At 58.3% G+C, this 23,829-nt stretch carries 18 protein-coding genes; 10 read left to right on the top strand and 8 right to left on the bottom strand.

Annotated elements, in window-relative coordinates; all coding sequences use genetic code 11:
* The first annotated feature begins 114 nt into the window (after nucleotides 1-114).
* Complete coding sequence (locus tag AC13RM_RS00935) at nucleotides 115-1,716, top strand: glucosamine inositolphosphorylceramide transferase family protein (protein ID WP_488554434.1); 1,602 nt, start codon at nucleotides 115-117, stop codon at nucleotides 1,714-1,716.
* Here the strand turns inward: AC13RM_RS00935 and AC13RM_RS00930 are convergent.
* Nucleotides 1,686-2,372 (bottom strand): 4'-phosphopantetheinyl transferase family protein, encoded by a 687-nt coding sequence (locus AC13RM_RS00930; protein ID WP_488554433.1) that lies wholly within the window; start codon nucleotides 2,370-2,372, stop codon nucleotides 1,686-1,688. The genes AC13RM_RS00935 and AC13RM_RS00930 overlap by 31 nt on opposite strands.
* A gap of 52 nt (nucleotides 2,373-2,424) precedes the next feature.
* Entirely contained in the window at nucleotides 2,425-3,609 is a 1,185-nt protein-coding gene (locus tag AC13RM_RS00925) for a DegT/DnrJ/EryC1/StrS family aminotransferase (protein ID WP_113229255.1), read from the bottom strand.
* A 212-nt stretch (nucleotides 3,610-3,821) separates the two neighbouring features.
* On the opposite strand from AC13RM_RS00925, the gene AC13RM_RS00920 reads away from it, so the two are divergent.
* The gene (locus AC13RM_RS00920; RefSeq protein ID WP_440477655.1) at nucleotides 3,822-5,540 is read left to right on the top strand and encodes a GMC oxidoreductase; all 1,719 of its coding nucleotides are present in this window, start codon (nucleotides 3,822-3,824) and stop codon (nucleotides 5,538-5,540) included.
* Between the two features lie 86 nt (nucleotides 5,541-5,626).
* On the opposite strand, the gene AC13RM_RS00915 is transcribed toward AC13RM_RS00920, so the two are convergent.
* A complete protein-coding gene (locus AC13RM_RS00915) occupies nucleotides 5,627-6,463 on the bottom strand; it encodes a methyltransferase, TIGR04325 family (protein WP_095438404.1) in 837 nt (278 codons plus the stop codon).
* Between the two features lie 38 nt (nucleotides 6,464-6,501).
* Nucleotides 6,502-8,019 (bottom strand): oligosaccharide flippase family protein, encoded by a 1,518-nt coding sequence (locus AC13RM_RS00910; RefSeq protein WP_440477656.1) that lies wholly within the window; start codon nucleotides 8,017-8,019, stop codon nucleotides 6,502-6,504.
* 269 nt (nucleotides 8,020-8,288) lie between these two features.
* On the opposite strand from AC13RM_RS00910, the gene AC13RM_RS00905 reads away from it, so the two are divergent.
* The gene (locus AC13RM_RS00905; RefSeq protein WP_162738075.1) at nucleotides 8,289-8,462 is read left to right on the top strand and encodes a hypothetical protein; all 174 of its coding nucleotides are present in this window, start codon (nucleotides 8,289-8,291) and stop codon (nucleotides 8,460-8,462) included.
* On the opposite strand, the gene AC13RM_RS00900 is transcribed toward AC13RM_RS00905, so the two are convergent.
* The 4 genes from AC13RM_RS00900 to AC13RM_RS00885 all read right to left on the bottom strand — a co-directional run bounded on the left by AC13RM_RS00900 (nucleotide 8,452) and on the right by AC13RM_RS00885 (nucleotide 15,159).
* A complete protein-coding gene (locus AC13RM_RS00900) occupies nucleotides 8,452-9,144 on the bottom strand; it encodes a sugar transferase (RefSeq protein WP_440477657.1) in 693 nt (230 codons plus the stop codon). The genes AC13RM_RS00905 and AC13RM_RS00900 overlap by 11 nt on opposite strands.
* 132 nt (nucleotides 9,145-9,276) lie before the next feature.
* A complete protein-coding gene (locus AC13RM_RS00895) occupies nucleotides 9,277-10,584 on the bottom strand; it encodes a glycosyltransferase family 4 protein (protein WP_440477658.1) in 1,308 nt (435 codons plus the stop codon).
* A 4-nt stretch (nucleotides 10,585-10,588) separates the two neighbouring features.
* The gene (locus AC13RM_RS00890; RefSeq protein ID WP_374816781.1) at nucleotides 10,589-13,846 is read right to left on the bottom strand and encodes a nucleotide-binding protein; all 3,258 of its coding nucleotides are present in this window, start codon (nucleotides 13,844-13,846) and stop codon (nucleotides 10,589-10,591) included.
* A gap of 29 nt (nucleotides 13,847-13,875) precedes the next feature.
* A complete protein-coding gene (locus tag AC13RM_RS00885; RefSeq protein WP_374816782.1) occupies nucleotides 13,876-15,159 on the bottom strand; it encodes a polysaccharide biosynthesis/export family protein in 1,284 nt (427 codons plus the stop codon).
* 365 nt (nucleotides 15,160-15,524) lie between these two features.
* On the opposite strand from AC13RM_RS00885, the gene AC13RM_RS00880 reads away from it, so the two are divergent.
* From AC13RM_RS00880 to AC13RM_RS00850, 7 genes are all read left to right on the top strand, one after another.
* A complete protein-coding gene (locus AC13RM_RS00880; protein ID WP_285176610.1) occupies nucleotides 15,525-16,712 on the top strand; it encodes a glycosyltransferase in 1,188 nt (395 codons plus the stop codon).
* A gap of 390 nt (nucleotides 16,713-17,102) precedes the next feature.
* On the top strand, nucleotides 17,103-18,806 hold the full coding sequence (locus tag AC13RM_RS00875) for a putative bifunctional diguanylate cyclase/phosphodiesterase (protein WP_374816783.1): 1,704 nt from the start codon (nucleotides 17,103-17,105) through the stop codon (nucleotides 18,804-18,806).
* Nucleotides 18,807-18,850: 44 nt separating this feature from the next.
* Entirely contained in the window at nucleotides 18,851-19,360 is a 510-nt protein-coding gene (locus AC13RM_RS00870; protein WP_374816784.1) for a ubiquinone biosynthesis methyltransferase UbiE, read from the top strand.
* The gene (locus AC13RM_RS00865; protein WP_374816785.1) at nucleotides 19,357-20,532 is read left to right on the top strand and encodes a methyltransferase domain-containing protein; all 1,176 of its coding nucleotides are present in this window, start codon (nucleotides 19,357-19,359) and stop codon (nucleotides 20,530-20,532) included. Before AC13RM_RS00870 ends, AC13RM_RS00865 begins: the two co-directional genes overlap by 4 nt.
* Nucleotides 20,529-22,889, top strand: coding sequence for a SpoIIE family protein phosphatase (locus AC13RM_RS00860; protein ID WP_374816786.1), 2,361 nt, complete (start codon nucleotides 20,529-20,531; stop codon nucleotides 22,887-22,889). Before AC13RM_RS00865 ends, AC13RM_RS00860 begins: the two co-directional genes overlap by 4 nt.
* 4 nt (nucleotides 22,890-22,893) lie before the next feature.
* Entirely contained in the window at nucleotides 22,894-23,448 is a 555-nt protein-coding gene (locus AC13RM_RS00855; protein ID WP_374816787.1) for a slr1658 superfamily regulator, read from the top strand.
* Nucleotides 23,449-23,466: 18 nt separating this feature from the next.
* On the top strand, nucleotides 23,467-23,805 hold the full coding sequence (locus AC13RM_RS00850) for a slr1659 superfamily regulator (protein ID WP_069615114.1): 339 nt from the start codon (nucleotides 23,467-23,469) through the stop codon (nucleotides 23,803-23,805).
* The last annotated feature ends 24 nt before the right edge of the window (nucleotides 23,806-23,829 follow it).

Below are 23,829 nucleotides of genomic sequence, written 5' to 3'. Positions count from 1 at the left end.
TGCACGCAATTCTGGATGGAAAACCGCTGCGCACTTTTCCTGGAATTGCCTTAGGTAGCCGCCGATGCCCCGCAATCACGCCCGGCAAATGGTCGAGCCATAGAGGAAACAGTCATGAACGAGACCAAGCCATTGAAGGTCGGCATTCTCGTCGGGCGCGGACATGCGTTCGAAACCTGGGAGCTGATGATCCTGGACCGAATTCTGGCCGCCCCGGGTCTGGAGCTTGCAGCCGTGCTGCCCCATCCTCATCCGTTCGGCGACGGCAAGGCATCGAAGCTGTTGTCCTGGAGTGCGCGACTGGAGACTCAGGCTCTTGCACGTCAACCCACTTATTTGCCAAAACATTTCAATAGCCGGCGTCATTTTATCGACTGCTACGAATCCGATGGAGACAAGGCAGGCACTCCCGACAACATCACTGCGGCATCGCTGCGCCGTCTGAAGCTGGACCTCGTCATCCGCATGGTTCCAATGAGCATGGCCGACGACGCGATCGCGGCTCTCCCATTCGGAGAATGGGCCTTCAATCTCTCCGACCGGCGATCGGCGGATGTGGATTGGTACGGCTATGCCGAGGTCCTTGCCCGTGCGCCGACTGCCGATCTGATCCTCTATGCCAAGTGCGGTGGCAAAGCTGGCAGATTCGAGATTGCGCGGGCGTCATTCAACATCAAGCCCAGTGCAGCGCGATTGAGTGCTTTCGTGCGGGAGCGAAGCGTTACCCTTCTGCTGCGGGAACTGACGCGGCTCGCCGACACCAGGCGGTTCAACCCATCCGCCTTCTCCAGCTCGACCGTCGATCAGGCACCATCGCTGGGCGACCTCTTTCGCTACGGCTGCATCGTCGCGGGATCGGTCTCGGTCAAAGCATTCAAATCGATCAGGGCGAGGCTCCGCGCCGAGTCGGCCATATGGACGCTTTATACGGGACACGGTCACATCGATGATTTCGATCCAAGCAAGGCGGTCGAAATCCCACCTTCCGATAACAGCATCAAGGCCGATCCATTCCTGTTTCAGGAGGATGACAAATGCTATTTGTTCTATGAGGCCTATTCCCACGGCGACCGCAAGGCGCATATCGCGGTCGGCCGTTTCGACGGCGATGCGCTCACACAGGTCGGGGTAGCGCTGGAGCGCCCCTACCATCTCTCCTATCCATTCATATTTCGCGATGGCGATCAGATCTTCATGATACCGGAAACGCATCAGGCACGGCGGCTTGAGGTCTGGCGCTGCCGCGAGTTTCCGCTGAAATGGGAGCTGCATGCCACGGCTTTCGAGGGTCAATCGCCGGCCGATAGCGTCTTGATCCGCCATGGCGGCAAATGGTGGCTATTCACCAACCTGTCGGATTTCCATACCTATGAAGACCATTGCAGCGAGCTCTATCTGTTCGAGGTCGACGGCCCAGCGCTCACAGGCATAAGACCCCACAAGCGAAATCCGGTCGTCATCGGCAGCACCGAGGCACGAGGCGCAGGGCGCATCTTCGAACGTGGCGGCAGGCTCTTGCGGCCCTCGCAGCACAATGCATACGGCATTTATGGCTATGCTCTCAACATCATGGAGATCGAGAAACTCACGCTCGACGACTATTGCGAGCGCCGCATCCGCACCGTTACCCCGGCTTTCAAGGCCGGGCTCCATGGTTGCCATCATTTCGACGCCGCCGACGGGCGCTACATTCTCGATGCGCGGCTGACCATCTGACTGATATTTCCGTTGCGATACCGCAGGCATACTTGGTGTCCGCCGGTCGAGGCGACAACGGCACCAGCGAAGTTGGCCGGTGTCGCAAGCTCCAGAATGGCCCAGTTTTGCGGTGCATCCTCATCCCCCTCCAGCCGCTCCAATCGCGATTGCTTCGATCTGTCGAACGCGACATCGAAACTATCGAGCGGCAGCGACAAGCCGGCACCATGGGCCTTGATGAACGCTTCCTTGCGCGTCCAGCAGCGATAGAAACCATCCAGATAGCCATCAGCCGGCAGAGATCGAAGCGTCTGATACTCCTTGCGGGAGAAGAACCATTTCGCAATGTCTTCCTTCAGGAACCGAATTTCCTCGATATCGATGCCGAGTTCATAACGATCGGAAACAGCAAGCACGGCCAGGTTGGCGCTGTGGCTGAGATTGAAATGGATGGGACGAGCGCCGCCGATCGCGACGTAAGGCTTGCCGTTGTCACCATAGTCGAAGCCTATCGACCGTGGCGGAATGCCGAGATAGCGCCCGAGGATCACCCGCATCCCGGTCCTAGCGGCGACGAAACGATGCCTGTCGCGATCATGGACGAAGCGAATGGTCCGAACGCATTCGTCGAGCGACAGCAAAGTGATGTACATGCCGAGATCAGGCAACGGCATGTCCAGCTTCCAGTGCCAGACATCGATTGTGTCAGGCCCGATATTCTCCATGTCAGATCGTTGCGTATAGGAGATTGGCGTTCTTCGATTTGGCCTGCCGCGACATCCGCCTCGCCATATAGGCGACCAACGCAACGGGATAGTTTTCTCCAAGGCTGATACGGCAGCTGCGCTTTAGGATATCGAGTGTCTGCGCGCAAAGTTCCGGCGTGTATTCGATCTTCCGATCGGTCCAGTGGAAGGGGTTCATCGCCGGATGGCCGGTGCGTTGCTGCAAAACAGGTTGCCAGTTGGTATAGACATGGCGGCTGGAATCGAAGAGCCGATAGACACCGCGCTTGTTTTCCTCGGCAAATCGCTTGGCTTCGTCCGAGGTCTCGAAGATGACGTGGAGGCCTGCCGCATTGCCGATATCGTTGTGAGGTCCCACCATGATCTGCGCGCTCTTGGCGAAGATTTCGCTCATCACGTCGTAGCGCTCACGCATGCGGGCAATCATCGGATCAAGCTTTTTCAACTGCACGTTCAACATGGCGCCTTGAATCTGGCTCGCCTTGAAATTCACCCCCAGCATGGGCGGCTCGTTGGCATTGTCGAGATGGCCGCGAAACATGGAGCCGATGTCGTGATACATCCGGGCGCGCGCAAAGAGCCGCGCGTCGTTGGTGACAACGGCCCCACCCTCCCCGCAATTGATGTTCTTGAACTGATTGAAGCTGAACGCTCCGAAATCACCGATCGTACCGACCCGCTTGGTCTTATAATGCAATCCGACAGCCTGGCAGGCATCCTCGATGACTACGAGATTGTTCTCGCGGGCAATGCGCATGATGCTGTCCATATCGCACACCATGTTCGACATGTGGACGGGGATGATTGCCCTCGTCTGCGGCGTGATCTTACGCAGGATGTCCTGCGGATCCATGGTGAGCGTGTGATCGATATCGACCAGGACCGGCACCGCGCCGGCCGCCAGTGGAGCGGCAGCGGTTGCAATCCAGGTATAGGCCGGCACGAGCACTTCATCTCCGGGACCGACACCGGCGGCAACCAGCGCCGAGATCAGGGCGCCGGTTCCGCTGCTCGTCGCCAACGTATGGCGCACACCGAACTTGGTGGAAAAATCGGATTCGAAGCGCCCGAGCGGGCCGCCGGTCTCGTCGCTGTAGCGTGCCAATTTGCCCGAGGCAAATACCGGCGCGAGCGCCAACCACTCCCGTAACCCCACCTTGGCCATGATTTTCGCTCCCAGGAAACTCGGCATTTGCTGGAGAGCCTAGCCTGTGATTGACGCATTTTCAGCATGGACTTCCGACTGAAAAAGCCGCCGGAACCGATCAGATCACCTATCCGAAATCGGTAGATATCGCGCGTACCTATGCCAATCGAACAGTTATCCGCACGCTCGCGATGCTGGTAAAAAATGGGAAAACGAGCGGGAAAACGATCATGATAACCAGTGACTTGAGATCTATGCCGGAAGGGATTGAAATACATGCCGATATTGCGATTATCGGTGGCGGACCTGCCGGAATAGCGATCGCCCGCGAGTTTGCCGATACTCGCATTCGTGTCCTCGTCATCGAGAGCGGCGGTCAGGATTACGAGGCGGAAATCCAGGCACTGAATTCCGTCGAGAACATTGGCGAGCCATTCGTTTCGGCGAATGCCGTGCCCGAAGGGCGGGGCTATACCGGCAAACTGGCGTGGCTGAATGATGTTCCCGCATTCGAGCTTCGAAATCGCTTGCTTGGCGGCAGCAGCCACACCTGGATCGGCAAATGCGCCGCCTTCGATGACATCGATTTCCTGAACCGGCCCTGGCTGCCGCTCTCCGGCTGGCCGATCGATCGCGAGCAACTGCTGCCCGCTCTCGATCGCGCCGGCAAACTGCTCAACCTCGGGCCGAACCTCTACGATGAACGCCTTTTTGCTTTGCTCCATTCACGCCCGGACGATCTCGGTCTGGACAAGCGGCTCCTCAAGCCTTTCTTCTGGCAATTCAGCCACATGCGCCATCCGCGTGCCGAGCCGACACGCTTTGCCCGGCTTGCTGGCGATATCACGGCCGCGAACATAAGTTTTCTGACGCATGCCACGGTGACCGAGATCAATGCCGACAGCGAAGGCCGCAGGGTGACCTCCCTCAATCTCCGGAGCGCCATCGGACGCAGCGCAACGGTCCGTGCAAACACGATCGTTCTTTGCGGCGGGGGCGTCGAGAATGCACGCCTGCTGCTCGCATCCAATTCCCGGCTGCCGGCGGGCATAGGCAACAGGCATGATGTTGTCGGCCGCTATCTCTGTGATCACCCCCGCACATCGCTCTGCCGCTTCGCAGGACGCGACATCGACGCGATCGCGCGGCATTTCAATTTTTATGGCCTCAGTCATGGCGGGCGCACGCATTTCTATCTCAGGGGCCTGTCTTTAAGCCCCGAAATTCAGGCACACGAAGGCCTTACCAACTGCGCCGCCTATCCGGTGCAGCTTCATGCTCGGGATGATCCCTGGGCGGCGCTGAAGCGCTTGACGAAGGGCGCAGGTAAGACCGTCATGGGAGACCTTGCGACGGTCGCGAGATCGGCTGATATGATCACCTCCGGACTCTACGAACGCCTCGTGCGCAAGCGCGGCCTGCCGCATCGCTCGACGGAATTGCGCTTCGACGTCATGGTCGAGCAACAGCTCAATCCCGAAAGCCGTATCATGCTCGCGCAGCAGCGCGATCGCTTCGGTCAGCCATTGCCGCGGGTCAACTGGAAAATCGGTCAACGCGAAATAGCCAGCGTCAAACGACTTGCAGGATTGATCTCGAACGAATTCGTTCGCGTTGGGTTACCACAGCCAGTGCTGCCGGATTGGATTGCGGCAAGGGAGAACACCCTGCCCGTCTTCATGGATATGGCTCACCCTTCCTGCACCACCCGCATGGGAACCGATCCGCGAACGAGCGTCGTCAATACCGACGCCATGGTTCACGGCATCGATGGCTTGTTCATTGCCGGCAGCTCCGTATTTCCGACGCCGGGCCACGCCAATCCGACGCTGATGCTGCTCGCCTTGTCCATCCGCCTTGCCGATCACCTCAAGCAACGACACGCGTCCAAGCAATTGCACAGACCGCATCATCAAAGCGAAGCGGACCTATCGCTCCATCACGGCTAGGACCTTCCGCTCGAATCGCGAAAATGCTTTGGCCTTTTTTCGTAATTCCCGACGGAAAATCGCTACGCACTTTTCCTGGAATTATCCTAGCCCAGCCGAAAATAGAAGCCGGCGCTCTCGCTGCGGCCGAGTTCCGGGTGCGTGTCTATGGCGTGCGACAAGGAGGGGATGGACCAGCGGTCGATCTGCTTGTAGCCGAGCCTTGCGATATCGTCGATGAAGTCCGCCTCGTTGCGCATATGGTAGGGGACATAGGACTTGCCGATGCGCTCGAGCGTGACGACGGCGCTGCCCTTGCGGAGCGCAACCTTGTTGAGGATCAAGTGCTGCGGCCGGGAGGGCATTTGCGATAGCAGTCCGGATAGCGGCATATCGAGATATTGCATCAGCCCCGATCCAAGCAATAATGGCATCTCGCCGGTGTCTGCGATCCGATCGACAAAGGACAGGCTTGTCAGGCCTTCCTTCTCGGCAAGGCTCCGCCCGGCGCGGACGATGGCCGGCAGATCATAGACGACCCAGCGAAAAGCGCCGTCGAACGGCAGCAGAGGACGGAAGGCCCGATATTTCGTGCCCATGTGACCACCCGCATCGACGAGGCCATCGATCTCGTGCAGCAAATTGCGAATCCAGAACAGCACCGGATAGTCCCAGGGCGCCACCTCGCACATTTTGGCGAAGGCGACGGTTGCGATCTCATCATGATCGTAACCGGCCATCGTCTGCCTGCGGGCGGCAGCCATGGCAGCCTGATAGGTGTCATAGGCGCCCGTAAACCGCCGTGGAAAGGGCAGGAGATAGTTGAGCCGCCCTCTGGCCAGACGCAGTGGCGAAAGCCCTTGAGCGGCCGTCTGTGCGGCGCTCTTCAAGGCCGAGCGCGCATGCGCCGACCATGACAAATTGGATTGCAACGAAGCCGTCATCCCGCATCCCCTATCTCTACCTATCCTTTGGTTGTGGATTATCGCCTGCCCGATAGAATCGAAACCGCACCTCCGCTCATCTTCTCCAGAGCAAGTAGCGTGCAGACATAGATTGCCCCACCCGAGATCACCTGCAGCAATACGGTCAGCACTCGCTGCATGCTGAGCGATCCGGCGAAATAGCCGAGCCCGTAAACCGCTGACGCCATCAACGCGACGGCAACGGCAAGATAACCGCTCTTTCGCAGCACACGCCCCCACCGAAGGCCGCCATAATTCTTTTGCAGATGCATCGATGTCAAAAAGGAGATCAGCGACGCCAAGCACTGTCCCCAGGCGGCAGCGACCACGCCGAAAGGCGCAAGAAGCAGGATCAGGGAGACGGAGACCACGGCATTCAACAGCAGGGTGGGAGGCATGCGCCTGATATTGTCCGACAGGGATAGCAGGGCTTCGGTGACGTAGCCCGGCATCAACAGGATCTGTTTCAGCGACAGGATCGCGACCAGAATCGCCGCTGGCGCCCATTTTTCGCCGAGTACGATGTCGATCAATTCGGACGATATCAACGAAAGGCCGAGATAGATCGGCGTGGAGATTGCCATGAGAACCGTCATGAAGATCGTTGCAGAAGGTCCGGCGTCGCGAACCTGTCTTCCGTCCACCCCGATCACGATCGCTGCGCGGCGAAACAAGGTCCAGGCCAGCATTCGCGCGGGTTCGCCGATGAGTTCGGAAAATGCCGCGACGATGCGTTCCGCGACCCGATAATAGCCTGCCTCCGCAAGGCCCAGAAAGCTGCCGATCGCAAGCGTTCCGGAATAGGATCGCAGAAAGAGGATCAGCCGATTCGACAGGATATGGCTCGAAAACTCGAGAACCTCGCGCGCGAAAGGCCAGGTGAGATGCAGCTTGGGACGCCAGGCAAGCACGGCTGCCGAGCCGGCAAGACAAACGAGCTGCGAAATGAGCCGGCCGGCCGCGAGCGAAAACACATTCCAGCCGAGCCACAGCCCCAGCATTGTAACGCAGAGCCCGGCAATTTCGCTTGCTATCCGGATGGCGGCCTGCTTGCGCAACAAGCCACGTGCGACCAGCAGCCCATCGTAAACCGCGTAAAGAGACGATGGCAGAAACCAGCAGCTGAAAAGAACGAGGAGAAGCGCTTCATGCGGCCTGCCGAAAAGGAGCCAGGCAATGGCGGCAGCAAGCAGGCCGACGATGGTCACGAGCACGCCGGCGACGATCGAAAGCGTGCCGATCTGGTCGAGCTCGAGATCCGTACACTCGGCCTTCATGACGAACTCACCCCATCCGCCCTCTGAGATCACGACGAGCATGACGACAATGGCGGAACTGAACGCATAGAGACCGAATTCGGCCGATTCCAGCACGCGGGCAGCGACGAGAAATATGAGAAGCTGGACGAGCTGAGATACGACTTTCGAAACGAGCGTCGAGGCTCCGTCGCCGATGATCGCGGGCATGCGGGCGCGCAGCCAGTAACGCAGGCTCGTCCAGACGGCACGCTTGGGGCGAAGCGGAAAGTTATCCATCAGCGCACCGTCGCGGCAAGTAAATGCGAGCAAAGGCGGCTTTCGCATCGCCCGGTTGCGAAATCCCATTGAAATGTAACATAATAATCCACAATTGTTTCCAGCTTTGCACCAGATAAAGTCTATAGTGTTCCCATTCAGGACATGATTCCGTGCAATGAAGCGCTGCCTGCAAGCGGGGTGCGCCGGAATTATTCGATTTTGTATCAGAGAAATTATTACCCTGAACGTCAGGGTCCGATCGAAATTCTCGGTAATAGAAGAGGGGCTTGCCGGCAATCGTCATGAAACACCACGCAGAGCCGCTTATGAAAGACGAAAACCATGATCGCATCGCCTCGGGACAGCCAGGTGGATTGCGCCAGAAACTTTTGCTTCGTTGGATTCTGGTGATCTTCTGCCTTCTCGTCTGGATTGCCGTAGCCGCTTTTTTCATTTGGTGAGACGTTCTTTCTCGTTGCGTGCGAGCAGCACGACGCCGACCGTTTTTACGAGAATTGCAAAATCGGTGCGCAAGGAACGGCTGTGGAAGTAATCCAGATCGAACTGGATACGCTCCTCGTAAGTGGTGTCGGCATGACGGTTGACCTGCCAGAGGCCTGTGATCCCCGGCCGCAGCCCCAGATAACAATAGAGATTGGCTCCATAGCGATCGAGCTCCGCGGCAACGACAGGTCGAGGTCCGACCATGCTCATGTCACCCCGCTGAACGTTCACCAATTGTGGTAGTTCGTCGGCGCTGCTCATGCGCAGGTATTTCCCGAGCCAGTGCACGCGAGGGTCGTTCGTCAGCTTCTGTGTCGATAGCCACTCCTGCTTCCGCGTCTCGTCACGGGCCAGCAGCTCCGCCAGCTGCCGATCGGCATCCTTGCGCATCGTCCGGAATTTCAGACAGTCGAACGGGCGTCCATCGCGGCCGACGCGCGTATGGCGATAGATGACCGGCCGGCCGTCGACCAGAAGCAATGCAATTGCGATGACAAGCAGCGCCGGCGCCAGAAACAACAGCCCGAGCCCAGAAAGAACAAGGTCGACAATACGCTTGGCGCGTCCCCGCCGTTCCGCCCGCTTCGCCTCGCGGCGAGATCGCTCGCGATGGGCAATGCTGTCAAAAGTCGATAACATCTTCCGGACCCCTCACCACTATCATGCTTCCTTCAAAGGCTGCCAGCTGCCCCAATCCTTGACAATTGACCCTGCGGACATTGGGTTAGTCCCATTGGCGTAGGACGCCGGGCACAGAGCTACCCACAAGCCTCAGCTTGCTTCGTCGATCAGTCGATGGGCGGCTGAAAAGTCGTCGTTCAAGGTCGATCGCAAATCCATCCTGGCGGCGTTTGCACGGTCGAGAACACGATCGTACAGGTTAAGCAATGCGTCGCACCATGAAACCGGTGTGTGCGCCAGCTCGCCTGACCGGCGGAGGCAATTCACGCTCATCAGTCGAAGCAGTATGTCGTCGCTGGCAAGCCGGCGCATTCCGCTTGCAAGCGTTTCCACCTTGCCGCCCTGAAAGGTCAGCCCGCATCCGAGCGTCGCAAGTTCGTCGCCGAGAAGCGCAGTATCCGGCAAGATCACCGGGATGCCGCTCGTCACGGCCTCGAGCGCCGCCAGTCCGAAAGGCTCCGGCACCCGGGAGGAAACGACGAGCGCGCGCGCGTCGCAAAGGATGTTCCGCATCTCACTCTTGGACTTCCAGCCATGAATGACGACTTCCGGAAAGTCCCGCTCCAGGCGAAGGCGGCCGGCACCATCGCCTATGATCTGCAGCTTTCCACCGGCAAGCCGCGCCGCAATCGCAGCATCTTCAAATCCCTTTTCCGGCTCCAGCCGACCAACAAAGAAGAAGTCGCGCTTCTTCCAGGGCTCGGCAGGATGATCAAGGAAAGGCTCGACCGGATTGCGAATTGTTTCGATGTTGCCCATGTCCATCTGCCCGCGGGCGAAATATTCGCGCATACGTTGATGCACGACGATGATATTGGCGGCAAATTTCTGGATGGGATAATAATGCTCCCTCATCATATGGCGGGCCGATCTCCAGATCTTCTCATGATAGCCGCGCTTGTCGCAGTTTGTCGCCAGGCAGCCGAGCGACATCGGCGTCAGAGGGCAAACCTGGCTTCTGCGGTAATTGGCAAATCCTCCATTTGGACAGGAGAGGAAATAGTCATGAGCGTGCAGGACGACTCGATCCCGAACCGGCCATAAGGCACGGAAAATCGACGGCGATAGGATCTTCGACCAGCCGTGGACATGATAGATGGTGCCCCTGGTATCGACGCGCGATATGAGAGCACTCAGGCCGTCATAGGCCTGACGGCTGTAAAGGCCGCTGGCAAGTGCGCTCAGACGCGGCTGCTGCATTAGCGGCTTTGCTGCCAGGTTGACGGTATCGGCCGCCGGCCGTTCGGAGCCGGCGCTATCGCCGGCGAAGTAGGTCACGGCGACCCCGGCTTCCTGCAGCAAAGTGGCAGAGAGTATCGCCAGATTCGACGCTCCGCCTATCTTGGCGGAGCGGTCGTTGATGACGACAACACGATCGAGGCCGGATGAGCGCACCACGGGACTATTCCAGCGCTTCGATGTTCTGCGGCGCCAGCCTGCCCTTGAGCAGATCACGAAGCGCGATGACATTGCCCTTGAGGCGGCCCTTGCGGTCAACCCAAGGCTCAGGCCGCCAGACCTTGACGAGGTTGGCTGCAAGATTGCGGCCGACCTGCAACGTTGCCTGCGGCACGCTCATCGTGCGCTTGCGCATGAGATACAGCGGGTTGGCTATTTGCGAATAGCCGAGACGCACACCGCCCGATCGGCCACCTTTCGTGCCGAGATGAACGCCTTCGAGCTGCTTGACGCTGACGACCTGGCCATAATGGGCCACGAGCCTGCTGAAATCGACATCCTCGAGCCAACCATAGAAGGGCAGGTTCTCGTCGAAACGCAGGGCCGCCGCTTTGACGATGGCCATGCGGATCGCCATGTTGCAGCCATAGGCATTGTAAACAGATCGGATTTGCATCGAGGGCTCGGAGCGGCGCCTGCGGCTCGCACCGACCAAGCGTAAGCCATCACGAACGGATATGCCCGGCCCGGTAATGCCATCGGCCAAGACGGTGCCGGTGCACAGGGCAACATCCGGCTGCAGCTGAAACAGCCGTTCCGTTTCCTCGATATAGGCAGGCGTCATCAGAAAATCATCATCGAGGAAAAGGACGATATCCGCGTCCTGAACGCTGTCGAGGATGCGATTGCGCTGACGGCAGAGCCCGCGCTCGCTGATAAGCACCCGCACCGGAATGTCGAGATTTCTGAGGCAACTCGGATCGATGTCTTCCGGCGAGGAAAGGCAGACGACGATCTCGTCCGGCTTCCGGGTTTGGCTGGCAACATGGGGGAGGATGGACGACAGGATATCGCGGCGGCCGGAACTTGCGATACCAAGCGTAATCTTCAAGGGGCGACCCGTTACGCTGCCGGTCAGCCGCCTTGCGGATGCACGCACGTGGCGACGATCCTGCCTGCGGCGCCAAAGGCGATTATTCTGGTGGTGGCGCCTCTCATGGCTGCGATTGGCGATGATGCCGAGGATATTGATCGTTGTCGTGCCGAAGCTTGCCAGCGCGTCCGACAGTCTCTCCACCGTCATCTTGTTCGTCTGCCCGACGACGACGACAATGCCCTCGAGATAGGTGCAGATGACGCGGGTATCGGCAGAATCCTCGAAAGCAGACATATCGACGATGACGACCTTGTATCGCCGGCGCAACAAGTCGATCTCAGCCTTCAGTGCGGGCAGATGCCCGTAGCGCTGAAAAGCGGTAACGGATTTTTCGGTCTCGTCGACGGTGACGACCGGGACACCGCCATGGGCCTGCATGACCTCCGCCTCGGGCTCATGCTCGGACTTCGCGACAAGCAGGCCGCCTTCATGGGCGACGGCATAGCGGCGCGGCACATCGTTGATGCTCAGTGCCTCCATGCCGAAATCCGTGCCGGCTTCGGTCACCACGCAGCTCAGTCTCGCATTCAGAAAATCGGCGTCGACGAGCACAACGGATGCACCTTCATGCTGGTAGAGCTGTGCGAGATTGGTTGCGATCGTGGTCTTGCCTTCGCCGGTACCGACAGAGGTGATGCCGATCACCATGGGTGCGCTCGGCGGAAAAGCGGAATCGATCGAGTGCTTAACACCACGCAAGGCCTCGGAAAATTGCGAATAGGGCGTATCGAGCACGGATCTCAACGGCAGCATCGTTCGTCGCCAGCCGGCGTTGGCGGCGGCCATGCTTCCCGGCAGGAAGGACGGGCTCATGTAGACGGGCACGTGGCCGAGAGAACTGATTCCCAATTCCCGCCGCAGCTTTTCACTGGAGCTGACGCGGCGATCCAGGCCATCCCGTAAAAGTGCAGCCATGACACCGGCTGCAAGGCCGAGCATGGCCGTGAACGGCAGGACGAAAGAGGACTTCGGCCAGGTCTTTGCCAGCGGCACGGCGGCCGCCGTCACGACACGAACATTGCCAAGCGGAAACGATTCCTTTTGCAGTGCACCAATCAGCTGCTGCAGGATGCTTTCATACATCCGCCGGTATGTGGTGGCGCGGCTTTCCATCTCCGACAGCTCCACCCTTGCCAGATTCTTGTCCGTTCCGGCGTCTTTGAGCGACGCCAATTCGTCGCTGAGCAGCTTTTCGCGGGTTTGGGCGACTTCGAGATTTACCTTGTAGACTGCCTGGATACGCTCGAATTCCTTGCGCATATCTCCCTTTATCCGAGCGATTTCCTGCTGCGCGGCAATGATAGCTGGATTATCGGCATCATATCTTCCGGTAAGATTGTTCAATTTGATTGTCGCAGCTCCGAGATCCTCCTGCAATTTCTGTATGCGCGGATTGTTCATCGTCTCGTCGACGTCGCCTTCGACCTTACCCCCTGACATCAGTTGGTTGAGCGTCGCAAGCTTGGCCGATTCTGCCGCCGTTTGTGCCTTGGCTGCAACTGCCTGACTGCTGATCTCCGATAGTTGCTGCTGATCGAGGGAGGACGACGTGCTGATCTCCATGATGCCGTTTTTGGCACGGAACTCCTCGACGTTCATCGCTGCTTCGCGAGCCTGCCGTCCGACTTCGATCAAACGTGTCTCCAGCCATCTGGCACCACTTTGCGCTGCGGAAGCCCTTTCCGACAGGCCGGTGCTGATATAGGCCTCTGCGATCGCATTCGCCGCCAGAGCCGCCTTTTGCGGGTCGACGGAACTATATCCGATCTCAAGGATGTAGGACTGGCCAACGCGCGTAACCTCGACCCTGGAGAGGAAGGAGGCCATGGTGCGGCGCATGAGGTCATCTTCTGTGGTTTCCGCTTTCGCGCTGCCATCATCGCCATGCTTGAAAAAACTGAAGATTGCACGCAGCTTGTCATGCAGCGTAGCCTGCCAGGACATGCCGCCTACAATCTCCGGATCTTCTGTGAGATTGAGTTTCTGCACGACCGCGCGCGCAATCGCCTCGGATTTGACGATCTCAACCTGGCTCGCAATTTCCGCCGCCTCGATGATGACCGTTCCGGTGAAGGCATCCTGCGAGACGATGCGCCCCTGGTCGGGATCCATGACGAGCCGCGTGGTCGCCAAATAGACCGGCTGGGTCGTCGCCATATAGAAGCCGCCGATGCCGAGACCTGCCCCCGTAAACAGTGCGAAGATCATCCAGTGGCGCTGCAGGAAACGCCACACGTCACGAAAGGAGATATATTCGCTGCCCCCTGTACCTTTGGCGCTCGAAGGAATGCTGCGCAAGCCCTTACGGATCTCGTGAATTGCCATGATTGTCGCCCCACATTGCTCACTTATCACTATTGAGACTGGCCGGTATCGGCAGACGAAAGCGCTGTGCCGTCCAGGCTTCCGGAAATGTTGTAGCGCACATCCAGAACATCCCCCGGCTGCAGCGCAGTCGCTTCCGATGCCTTGATCGCATTGGCCTCGTCGCCGTTGCGGGTGATCCAGTATTCCATCGGCTGAAGATCGAGCGCCTTCATGCTCTGACTTCTCGAAAGCGAAGCCCCTGAAAGCTGCAGCAGTTGCAGCGTCGTGTTTCGTTTTAGTTTCGTATCCTCGATTTCGGTCTCGGTAGTCTGCAGCAGTTGGCCGGCATCGGTCTTGCGTTGACCCTTGAGATTGAGCGCGTCGCGCTCTGTCTCGCTCAGCTTCTGCTTTGCCTGCATCGAAGCAACGACAAGATCCAGCTTGCCTGCCTGCATCTCGGCGACGATCCGCTCCAGCGAGGTCTTTCGCGAGGTGGTCAGGATTTTCGTGTCGACCAGCTTGGAAATATCGCTCAACTCGTCCTGCGCGATCTTCACCTGCTCGTCCTGCGACGACATTTTCTCATCGAGGATGTTGATTTCGTTGCGCAACAGCACTTCCAGATCCGCCGCCGCGGCGAGTTGCTGACGCAAGGCATCCGCCCTGGCATTGAACAGATCGACTTCGCTCGTCATGATCTGCCAGACGGCTGATCCTTCGGGAGCGGCCTTTATCTCCGGCGGAAATACGATCGCCGGCTGATCGTTGAGCTCGGCCGTCAGTCGAGCCCGTCGGGCGCCGAGCTGTTTCAGCTGCAGCTCCATCCGACTGATCTCGCCGGCATAGCTGACCTGCTGCGCCTCCGAGTAGTCGCCGGTCTGACTGGACCGGCGCTCGCGCCCGCCCGCCATGGCAATCGCCTGCTTCACCGTCAGGCCAGGCCTGAATTCCAGCTCGCTCGGCTTTTCGACAGCGCCGGACACGTAGATCATCGGATATTTGACGACCTCGACCGAAGCAGTCGGTGCCAGTGCCAGACCGGTGATCTGCTTCAGCTTCTCGCCTATATCGGCACTGATGTCTTCGACGGTCTTGTCGCCGACCTGCATTTCTCCGATCATCGGAATTGAGATCGAACCCGATTGCGATATGACATACTCGCCGTTCAGCGCCGTCCATTCCTTGTATTCGCCGGTTGCAGCGATCCATTCGACGATGGCGACCTTGATCCGCGCCTGAGGCCCGACGCGATAGACATCATTGGTCGCGGCATTCGCTATGCCGGGCATAACCGCGCCGGAAAGAAGCAACGCCAACAACCAGGGTGCCATGAGCCGAGACGGCCTGGAGATGGAATGGTAAGCTGAAGCGCACACTCTGGACATGAGCTGAAATCTCGCTTTCTTGATCGCTTGCGCCATCACGTGGAAAGACGCCATACAGCGAGATCAGCAGCTGAACGCATAACGTGTAAATCCCCTACCGAAGCAACAGGGCTTATCATTTCTGGCAGGGAGGTAGCCGAAGCTGTCGTCTCTTGGTCGGGTGGGCACATCCTTGTGTGCAGGCACACGCCGGCGGCTAAATCTTTTGGTTACTCCCTTCGGCCATTTGTATGCCGTAGTGAACCGATGTAGGCCCTGTCGCAAAAGTTGCCGGCTGCCCAATGTTGTTTCGGCCCATGGAGGGAAGAGCAATGCGGGTAGCAATCGTGCATTATTGGCTGGTGTCGATGCGGGGCGGAGAAAAAGTGGTCGAGGCTCTCTGCGACATGTATCCGGACGCCGATATCTTCACTCTCGTCTATGATGAAAGCCGTGTCTCCGAGAAGATCCGCAGACACAAGATTTTCACCTCCTTCCTCCAGCGGATTCCGGGTGCCGCCAAGACCTACCAATCGCTCTTGCCGCTGATGCCCTTCGCATTGGAGAGCTTCGACCTTACCGGCTACGATCTGATCATTTCCAGCGAATCAGGCCCGGCCAAGGGCATCATCCCGCCACCGGGGGCAACGCATGTCTGCTATTGCCATTCTCCCATGCGCTATCTTTGGGATCACTATCATTTCTATCGATCCCATGCGGGCCTCGCATCCCGCCTCCTATTGCCCATGCTGGCGCCGATGCTGCGCTCCTGGGACGTCAATACGAGCATGCGGGTCGATCGCTTCGTCGCCAACTCGCATCATGTCTGCGACCGCATCGGCAAATATTATCGGCGGCCCGCGACCGTGGTCTATCCCCCCGTCAATGTCGATGATTTCATGCCGGCGCCATCGACCGAGGATTTTTATCTCTGCGCCGGCCAGCTGGTTCCCTACAAGCGGATCGATCTGGCGGTGAAGGCTTTTACCCGAATGAATCGCCAGCTGGTCGTCATCGGGGAAGGCAGCGAAGCGGAGGGGCTCAAACGCATCGCCGGTCCCTCGATCACTTTCCTCGGCCGTGCCCCGTTTCCAATATTGAAGGAAAAGCTTGCGCGCTGCCGTGCGCTGATCTTTCCCGGCGAGGAAGATTTTGGCATGGTTCCGGTGGAAGCGATGGCCAGCGGGCGGCCCGTTATCGCTTACGGAAGTGGCGGCGCGCTGGAAACGGTCGCGCCGGGAGTGACCGGCATCCTCTTCGACCAGCAGTCCGTCGATGCTCTGATCAAAGCCGTGATCGATTTCGAGGCCATGCAGCACCGCTTTCACCCGGAAACACTACAAGCACATGCTGAACAGTTCAGTCCGCGTAAATTCACTGCGAGCATGCAAGCGATCATCAATGAGGAGCTGCTGATCCGCAAGGCCGCAAGGCTTCGCAGCCACCCTGCCGTTCAAGGAGGTCGCGAAGCGCAATTGCCGGTCCTTGCGATGGAACCGCAAAGCAGGACACTTCAGTAGAAGCTGCGGACAGCGACCACCGATCAGAAAAGAAACGAAGGGCGGGCACGCTCCACGAATCGACCATGGAGCAATCGAAACCACCCTGTGGAATCACTACAACCGTCACATGGCCTCCACTCCGGGAATACAATCTTCTAGCGCCCGGAATGCAACAGACAATGTCGCCGCCGTCGATTTAATCTGCATATCTCTTAGCAATCATTGCTAAATATGAAGATCTCGTAATATATTCACTTAAAGCGGCTGTCGCGTTCTGGTAAGTTATGACTTGCGCCCACGCGCGATGAGACTGCGGTTGTTGACGCGCAATGCTCCGATGCGAACGGACCAGCTCAAACTGGACAATGGCCGGATTTTGTGTGGCCGGCTTGGGGAGGACGAGGCCATATGCCGGAGAACCGAGTGGACCGGTCGCAGCAAATTCCATATGAGTCCGAATCCGACAGCGGTTTAGAGGCGGTGGTTTCGCTTTGGGATCTCGATCTTAAGCTGCTCGATTCCTCCAAGAGATTCAAAGAGCATATCGCTCTTGCGCCTCAGAACGAGGTGACATTGTGGGAGGCCTATCCGGCACTTGCAAAACCGGCGCTTGCCGAGCTCATTCGTCGGGTAATCGATACGGGTGAACCTCGCACGATCCCGCTCGACGATCCGAGGCGAGGAAAACGCAACGTTCTCGTCTCATATATTCGAGTGGGCCTTCTGATTGTCGAAACCAGCGGGGCAAGGCAGCATGGGAACCTGTCATCCGAAGACAGTGAAAAAGCAAGGCTCATCCATCAGGCAACACATGATGCATTGACCGGATTGCCCAATCGCCGCCAATTCAGTGCGGCGCTCGCGCAACTGCTTCCGGCGAGCGGCAAGATTGGGCCGGCGCTGATGCAGCTCGATCTTGATGATTTCAAGCCCGTCAACGACACGCTCGGCCACGGTGCCGGCGACATCGTGCTGAAACTCGCTGCCGAGAGAATCAAGGAAGCGCTCGGCCAGGGCGGAACGGTCTACCGCCTCGCCGGCGATGAATTCGCCATCATCCAGGTCGGACCGCAGCGTGCCTTCGAGGCGGAACGGCTGGCAGACGCGCTGGTTACCGAATTCAAGAAGCCGTTCACCGTCAACGGTATCTCTCTTTTTGTCGGCGTGAGCGTCGGCATTGCAATTGCGCCACGCGACGGCAACGAGGGGGAACAGCTGATGAAGGCTGCCGATGTCGCCCTGTATGCCGCCAAGAAAGAGGGACGACGGCGGGCACGGACGTTCGATCCGGCCATGCTGATCGTGGTCGAACAAAGGGAACTGCTGCGGCGCAGCCTGCGCGTTGCGCTACAGCGCGACGAGTTCTTCATCGAATATCAGCCGCTGGTGGAACCTCCGTCCAATGTGGTCGGTTTCGAGGCGCTGCTGCGCTGGCGACATCCGACCCTCGGGATCATTCCGCCGGCCGCTTTCATTCCCATGGCCGAAGCCGACGGTCTCATGCGCGAAATCGGCCAATGGATGCTGGAAGAAGCTTGCCGCGAGGCCTTAGCGTGGCCGGAGCACTATACGCTTGCAGTCAACCTTTCTCCGGCAGAGTTCCTGACGCCGGGCCTGACCGATCGCGTCTCTCAAACGCTCGATATCGTCGGATTTCCGGCAGATCGCCTGGAGCTGGAAATCACCGAAGGCGTGCTTCTGGAGCGGACGATCAACAATCTCGACACGCTGAACACGCTGAACGTGCTCGGCATCCAGATTTCCCTCGATGACTTCGGCACGGAATATTCCTCGCTCAGCTATCTCAAGAATTTTCCCTTCGATACGATCAAGATCGATCGCTACTTCATCAGAGATCTTTTACAGGACGGCAAAAGCCAAGCCATCGTGCGCTCCGTGATCGGCCTCGCCCACGGCCTTGATATGCGGGTGACCGCAGAAGGCGTCGAAACGCAGCAGCAGGCGGCCTGGCTCCGGGAAGAAGGCTGCGATCGACTGCAGGGCTACAGCATCAGCCCTCCGCTCAGCGCCGACAAGCTTGATGATTTCATAAGGCAGGGTGCACGCACTCAGCCGGCCACGACATTCGACGAATATCACGCCAGCCCGTGAGTTTCCGAAGCGCATTTCATTCGGAAATTTCTCGAGGGGGTACCATGGAGGAGGTGCAAGTGGACGCGGCTTTCGAGCCATTGCTTGAACTGGAGATGGAGATGGCGACACTCGTGGCGGACTGGTCGCATTGCGACCAGTCCGCCACTTATGTGGCCCGCATGGTCAGTCACGATCGCCACGATCCCATCCGCCATGCCAACCTGCTTTCGTCAGCCCTGAATGAACTCTTCGAGATGTCATTCCATACCAGAGAAAGCGACGGCACTCTTACCTGCCGCCTCTATCGAAATGGCTTGATCGAGCGGATCGAATTGACCTTTCCCTGCTCGGCCGAACAACGCAATTCATATGAGGCGATCGTCGAACGCATCGGAGACGGCCAGGCGCTTGCAAACTATCTCCATGTCATCACCGATGACGCCGCACATGCCGAACATGCGATCCTTCTTGGTCTTGCCGTCAATTACGATGCCGATATCGAGCTATCCGGTCAGGATGGAGGAAGGATGACTTTCGTAGTGGATATCGCACTCGAAAGGCTACTCAATTGAACACACCCTCCTCTAGCCGTTTCACGGCGCAATTCGATGCCAATAATCAGGAATTCTCCCTATCAGGAGTCCTCAGACCGCATTCGGTTGCCGAGCTTGCCGACGATCTCGCACTACTGCGCAACGGCATCGAGACGGTGAATGGCGTCTGCTACATCAATCTGAAGCGCGTCATCCACATGAACAATACGGCGTTCCGTGCCCTGACGCATGCGCTCCTCGATGCCACTCGGTCGAGGCCGGATCTCAAGCTGACGGTCGTCGCTTCGAGCGTCGTTGCATGGGCATCGCGACTGTTTCGCCATTTGAGCGATCTGTCGCCCAACATCATCGTCGAGATCTACGATTCCGCCTTCTATCCCGGGCAGACATTCGTGGAGAAGCAGAGCTTCATCCCGATCCTGCGGACCCAGACGAAAATGACCTGGCGGCACGAGCGCGAGATATTGCCGCGGCACGGCCTTCGCGAGGGTTTGCATATCGCCGACATCTGCTGCGGCATCGGTGATTTCGCCATGCTGCTGCGAAAGGATTTCAAGCCGGCGCGGATCGTTGCCCTCGATCACTCCGTGCCGAGCCTGGAATATGCCCGCAAGGTCGCTGATGATTTCGACGTCCAGGACATCGAATATACCTATGGCGATGCATCCCAAATGCTGTTCGAGAGCGACCAGTTCGATTTCGTGACGTGCAGGCATTCTCTGCAGATCTTCGACCGTCCGGATGTTCTGCTGCGCGAACTCTATCGCATATGCAAGCCGGGCGGCAGGGTCTACATCACTAACGAGAAGAACTCCCATTGCCTAGGCGAGCCTAGAGCCGACAGTATCCAATGGACCTATAACGAGGTCGCGAAACTATTCGCGCATTTCGACATGGATGTCGAAATGGGTCCCAAGGGCCGCCGCATGCTGCTGGATGCCGGCTTCAAGGATGTGCGGATGGAAAGCTTCATGGTCACCAATCTCGACGGCGATCCCCAGGATTTCGCCGACATCATCACGGCATGGCAGAATGTCTATGCGGATGAAATGGCTGTTAGAAGAGGGGATTCGGCCGCATTCATCGAGCGATTCAAGCAAGGTTTCGCCGATCATATTTTTGCCGCGCTCCATCCAAGAGGCTATGCCGGCTGGCCGATCTGGGCTTCTTCGGGACAGAAACCGCTATGACAGACGCGCCAATCGCCAAGCAACGGCTCGGACTGCGCTCGTTTCGCGCCAAATTTCTACTCGTCGTCGGGGGAGCCGTTCTTTTCGACCTGCTCGTCAGCGGCGGGCTTGCGCTATGGAACGTCCAGCGTCTTTCGCGCAACGCCACGACGGAAGTGGGACAAGGCCTGGAGAAGGCGAGCCAGGATTACATTCGCTCCTATGCGGATTCGACCGCCGCAGAGGTCGGGCTGCTGATCGACCAGGTCCATTCCGATGTGAAGGCGCTGGCCGGCGTCCTGCAGGGGCAAATCGACAATCCGGCCAGGAGCGTCGATGTCGGTGCTGCCATGAGCAGAGCGTCACCAGGCGCCGTAACGGTGACCTACGACCCGGCAGGCCAGTGGTCACAGAACCTGCCCGGCACGCCCTCGGTCATCAGCGTCTGGGGTTACCTGCTGGACAAGGATCACCATCCCCTGCCGCAAGTACAAGCCGACATAGAATGGAGCGCCGTGCTTGATCTGGTCGCCCCTTCATTGCTGCACAATGGCGCGTCGAAGCTGCAGATGTATTATATCGGGCCTAGGGAGCGTCCGATTTTTCGGACTGCGCCCTATACGACACAGGCCCAGACCTTCGACCGGCTCTATCCCGGACACAACAGCTCCGATTTTTGGACATTCTTCTTTCCCGGCCTATACGAATCCTGGCAGCAATGGGCCTCCAACCCGTCATCCCGCCCCGTTGCCGATTACATCACCCAGACCGCGCCCTATACCGACGCTATCACCGGCAAGCTGATCGTCAGCTTTTTTCATCCGCTCTGGACGCCGGATCGGCATCAAGTAGCCGGTGCGGCAGGTGCCGATATCACGCTCACACAACTTGCCGAAATCGTCGAACATGTGAAAGTCGCCCAGACCGGCTTCGGCTTCCTCGCCATGTCGAATGGAAATGTCGTCGCGATCAATCCCGTCGGCGAGAAGGTCATCGGCTTGCGTGCCGCCAACGATGCTGCCGCCAAGGGCGTCACCGGCGTCGATCGATCCTTGCGCAACAGCACGCAAACGGCAATCACCAAGCTGCCGCTCGATGCCGACGGGGTAATTCAGCATATCACCCTCAGCCAACAGGGAGAGGATGTTCCCTACCTCGCGGTCGTCAAGCAATTGCACCCGACCAATCTCTGGGTGGACGGACCGGTCAAGAGCGAGGTCATGTCGCTCGGGATCGTGGTGCCCGAACGCGAGATCTACGCCTCGCTCATCGCAGCCAAGGATGAGATATCGCGGGCAACCAACCGCATCCTGCTCTATCAGATCATGGCGGTCCTTGTGTCCCTGATGATCGTCACCGCGGCGGTCTTTGCGGCCTCGAAGCGCGTCACCAGCGGCATCAGCGCGCTGGCGAGCGCCGCCAAGCGCATACAGGCGAAGGATTATTCGGTCAGGGTCGACATCTCGACCAGGGACGAGGTGGCGGAGGCCGGTATCGCATTCAACCGGATGGCGGAGGATATCAGCTTCCACACCGAAAACCTCGAAAAGCTCGTTTCGGATCGGACCCAGGAGATCGAGGCGGCAAAGGAAGAGATTTCGACCCTCAACAGCCAATTGAAGAACGAAAATCTGCGGCTGGGTGCCGAGCTCAATGTCGCCCGGCAGATCCAGCTCATGGTCCTGCCGCGGGCCAAGGAGCTGACGGCGATCAAGCATCTGGAGATCGCCGCCTATATGCGCCCGGCCGACGAAGTCGGCGGCGATTACTATGATGTTCTCCAGAACGGAAACAACCTGAAGATCGGCATCGGCGACGTTACCGGCCACGGGCTGGAGAGTGGCGTGCTGATGCTGATGGTGCAATCGATCGCCCGCGCCCTGCAGGAAGCAGGCGAGATGGACCCGGCAAAATTCCTGACCGATCTCAACCGCGCAATCTTCAAGAACATCGAACGGACCCGGACGGACAAGCATCTGACCTTGTCATTCCTCGACTATGACGGCGAGAGATTGACCATATCCGGTCAGCACGAAGATATGATCATCATTCGCCAGGACGGCAAGGTGGAGCGGATAGACACAGGCGATCTCGGTCTTCCAGTCGGCCTCGAGCCCGACATAGCTCCCTTTATCGATACGCGGCAGGTATCCTTCGAGAAAGGCGACATGATAGTCCTGCATACCGATGGTGTCACCGAAGCGGAGAATTCGAAGGGCGAACTGTTCGGCTTCGACAGGCTTTTGGAGGATGCGCGCCGTCTGCATGGCGGGACTGCGGAACAAGTCGTCGAGGGCATACTCGACGATTTGATGACTTACATCGGGACCCACAAGATCCATGACGATATTACCCTTGTGGTGATGCGGCACAGGTGAGGAGATGACAACAGCAATTTTCGGCGAGGAACATCTGGTTTCGTTCGACGGCACCAATGCCCTTCGCATTCGCCTGTTCGACGGGCCGCTTCATCTGGCATGGCGCCATTCGGCCATGACATCTGACTTTATCGCGGAAACGTTGGCGCTCGATTTCCGCGCTTCCGAGCGCCAATACAAGACGGTGCGGCACGACATCGGTTATCTGACCAATGAGCTCATCGAAAATTCCATCAAGTTCCGCGCCTCTGGCGAGATCCTTATCGAAGCGCTGAGGGATGCCCATCATTTCAGGATGCGGATCATGAACCTGATCGACCGAGAAGCGACTGAGCGTTTCCAACAATTATTGCTTAGGGTTACGGCCGGCGATCCCGGCGATCTCCTGATAGAACAGATCGAGGCAAGCGTTCTTGCCGGCGACGATGCATCCGGGTTAGGACTGTTGACATTGATGAGCGACTACCAGGTTCAATTGGCCTGGCATTTCGACGAGGATGGTCCGCGCAAGCGGATCAAGCTGCAAACCTATGCCGCAATGGCGATTTCATCGGCGTGAACCAGCGAGAGGCCTTTTATGGAAATCAAAGAAGAAGCATTCCGCGTCTGGTCCGAAGGCAGCACCTTATATTTTGACGGAACCATGCGTCTGGCGGGTCCCGATGCCTATGCACCGGTCTATGATCTGGCCAGGACGATCCTTCATGGGGGCGGAGGCAAAGCGACTTTCGATCTGACCGGTCTGCAATTCTTGAATTCGTCGGGCATCAACCTGCTTGCCAAACTGACGATAGAGGCACGCAAGCATCCGGATGTTCATCTTACCGTGTGCGGCTCCTCGCAAATTCCCTGGCAGATGAAATCCTTGCCAAACCTGAAAAAATTACATCCGCGCCTGGATCTGCGCCTGACTTAGCCATCAAACGCTTAGCGCCCCTTA

Source organism: Martinezella sp. CNPSo 3732 (genome assembly GCF_057784515.1).
The sequence above is the reverse complement of the archived record's forward strand: the minus strand, read 5'-3'. Positions and strand labels throughout refer to the sequence as shown.

Excerpts from the sequence above, each read along its gene's own strand:
- AC13RM_RS00880 (WP_285176610.1), top strand. The coding sequence starts at position 15,525 with ATGCGGGTAGCAATCGTGCATTATTGGCTGGTGTCGATGCGGGGCGGA.
- AC13RM_RS00890 (WP_374816781.1), bottom strand. The coding sequence starts at position 13,846 with ATGGCAATTCACGAGATCCGTAAGGGCTTGCGCAGCATTCCTTCGAGC.
- AC13RM_RS00930 (WP_488554433.1), bottom strand. The coding sequence starts at position 2,372 with ATGCCGTTGCCTGATCTCGGCATGTACATCACTTTGCTGTCGCTCGAC.
- AC13RM_RS00850 (WP_069615114.1), top strand. The coding sequence starts at position 23,467 with ATGGAAATCAAAGAAGAAGCATTCCGCGTCTGGTCCGAAGGCAGCACC.
- AC13RM_RS00885 (WP_374816782.1), bottom strand. The coding sequence starts at position 15,159 with ATGGCACCCTGGTTGTTGGCGTTGCTTCTTTCCGGCGCGGTTATGCCC.
- AC13RM_RS00870 (WP_374816784.1), top strand. The coding sequence starts at position 18,851 with ATGGAGGAGGTGCAAGTGGACGCGGCTTTCGAGCCATTGCTTGAACTG.
- AC13RM_RS00925 (WP_113229255.1), bottom strand. The coding sequence starts at position 3,609 with ATGGCCAAGGTGGGGTTACGGGAGTGGTTGGCGCTCGCGCCGGTATTT.
- AC13RM_RS00860 (WP_374816786.1), top strand. The coding sequence starts at position 20,529 with ATGACAGACGCGCCAATCGCCAAGCAACGGCTCGGACTGCGCTCGTTT.
- AC13RM_RS00910 (WP_440477656.1), bottom strand. The coding sequence starts at position 8,019 with ATGGATAACTTTCCGCTTCGCCCCAAGCGTGCCGTCTGGACGAGCCTG.
- AC13RM_RS00915 (WP_095438404.1), bottom strand. The coding sequence starts at position 6,463 with ATGACGGCTTCGTTGCAATCCAATTTGTCATGGTCGGCGCATGCGCGC.
- AC13RM_RS00920 (WP_440477655.1), top strand. The coding sequence starts at position 3,822 with ATGATAACCAGTGACTTGAGATCTATGCCGGAAGGGATTGAAATACAT.
- AC13RM_RS00855 (WP_374816787.1), top strand. The coding sequence starts at position 22,894 with ATGACAACAGCAATTTTCGGCGAGGAACATCTGGTTTCGTTCGACGGC.
- AC13RM_RS00900 (WP_440477657.1), bottom strand. The coding sequence starts at position 9,144 with ATGTTATCGACTTTTGACAGCATTGCCCATCGCGAGCGATCTCGCCGC.
- AC13RM_RS00935 (WP_488554434.1), top strand. The coding sequence starts at position 115 with ATGAACGAGACCAAGCCATTGAAGGTCGGCATTCTCGTCGGGCGCGGA.
- AC13RM_RS00875 (WP_374816783.1), top strand. The coding sequence starts at position 17,103 with ATGCCGGAGAACCGAGTGGACCGGTCGCAGCAAATTCCATATGAGTCC.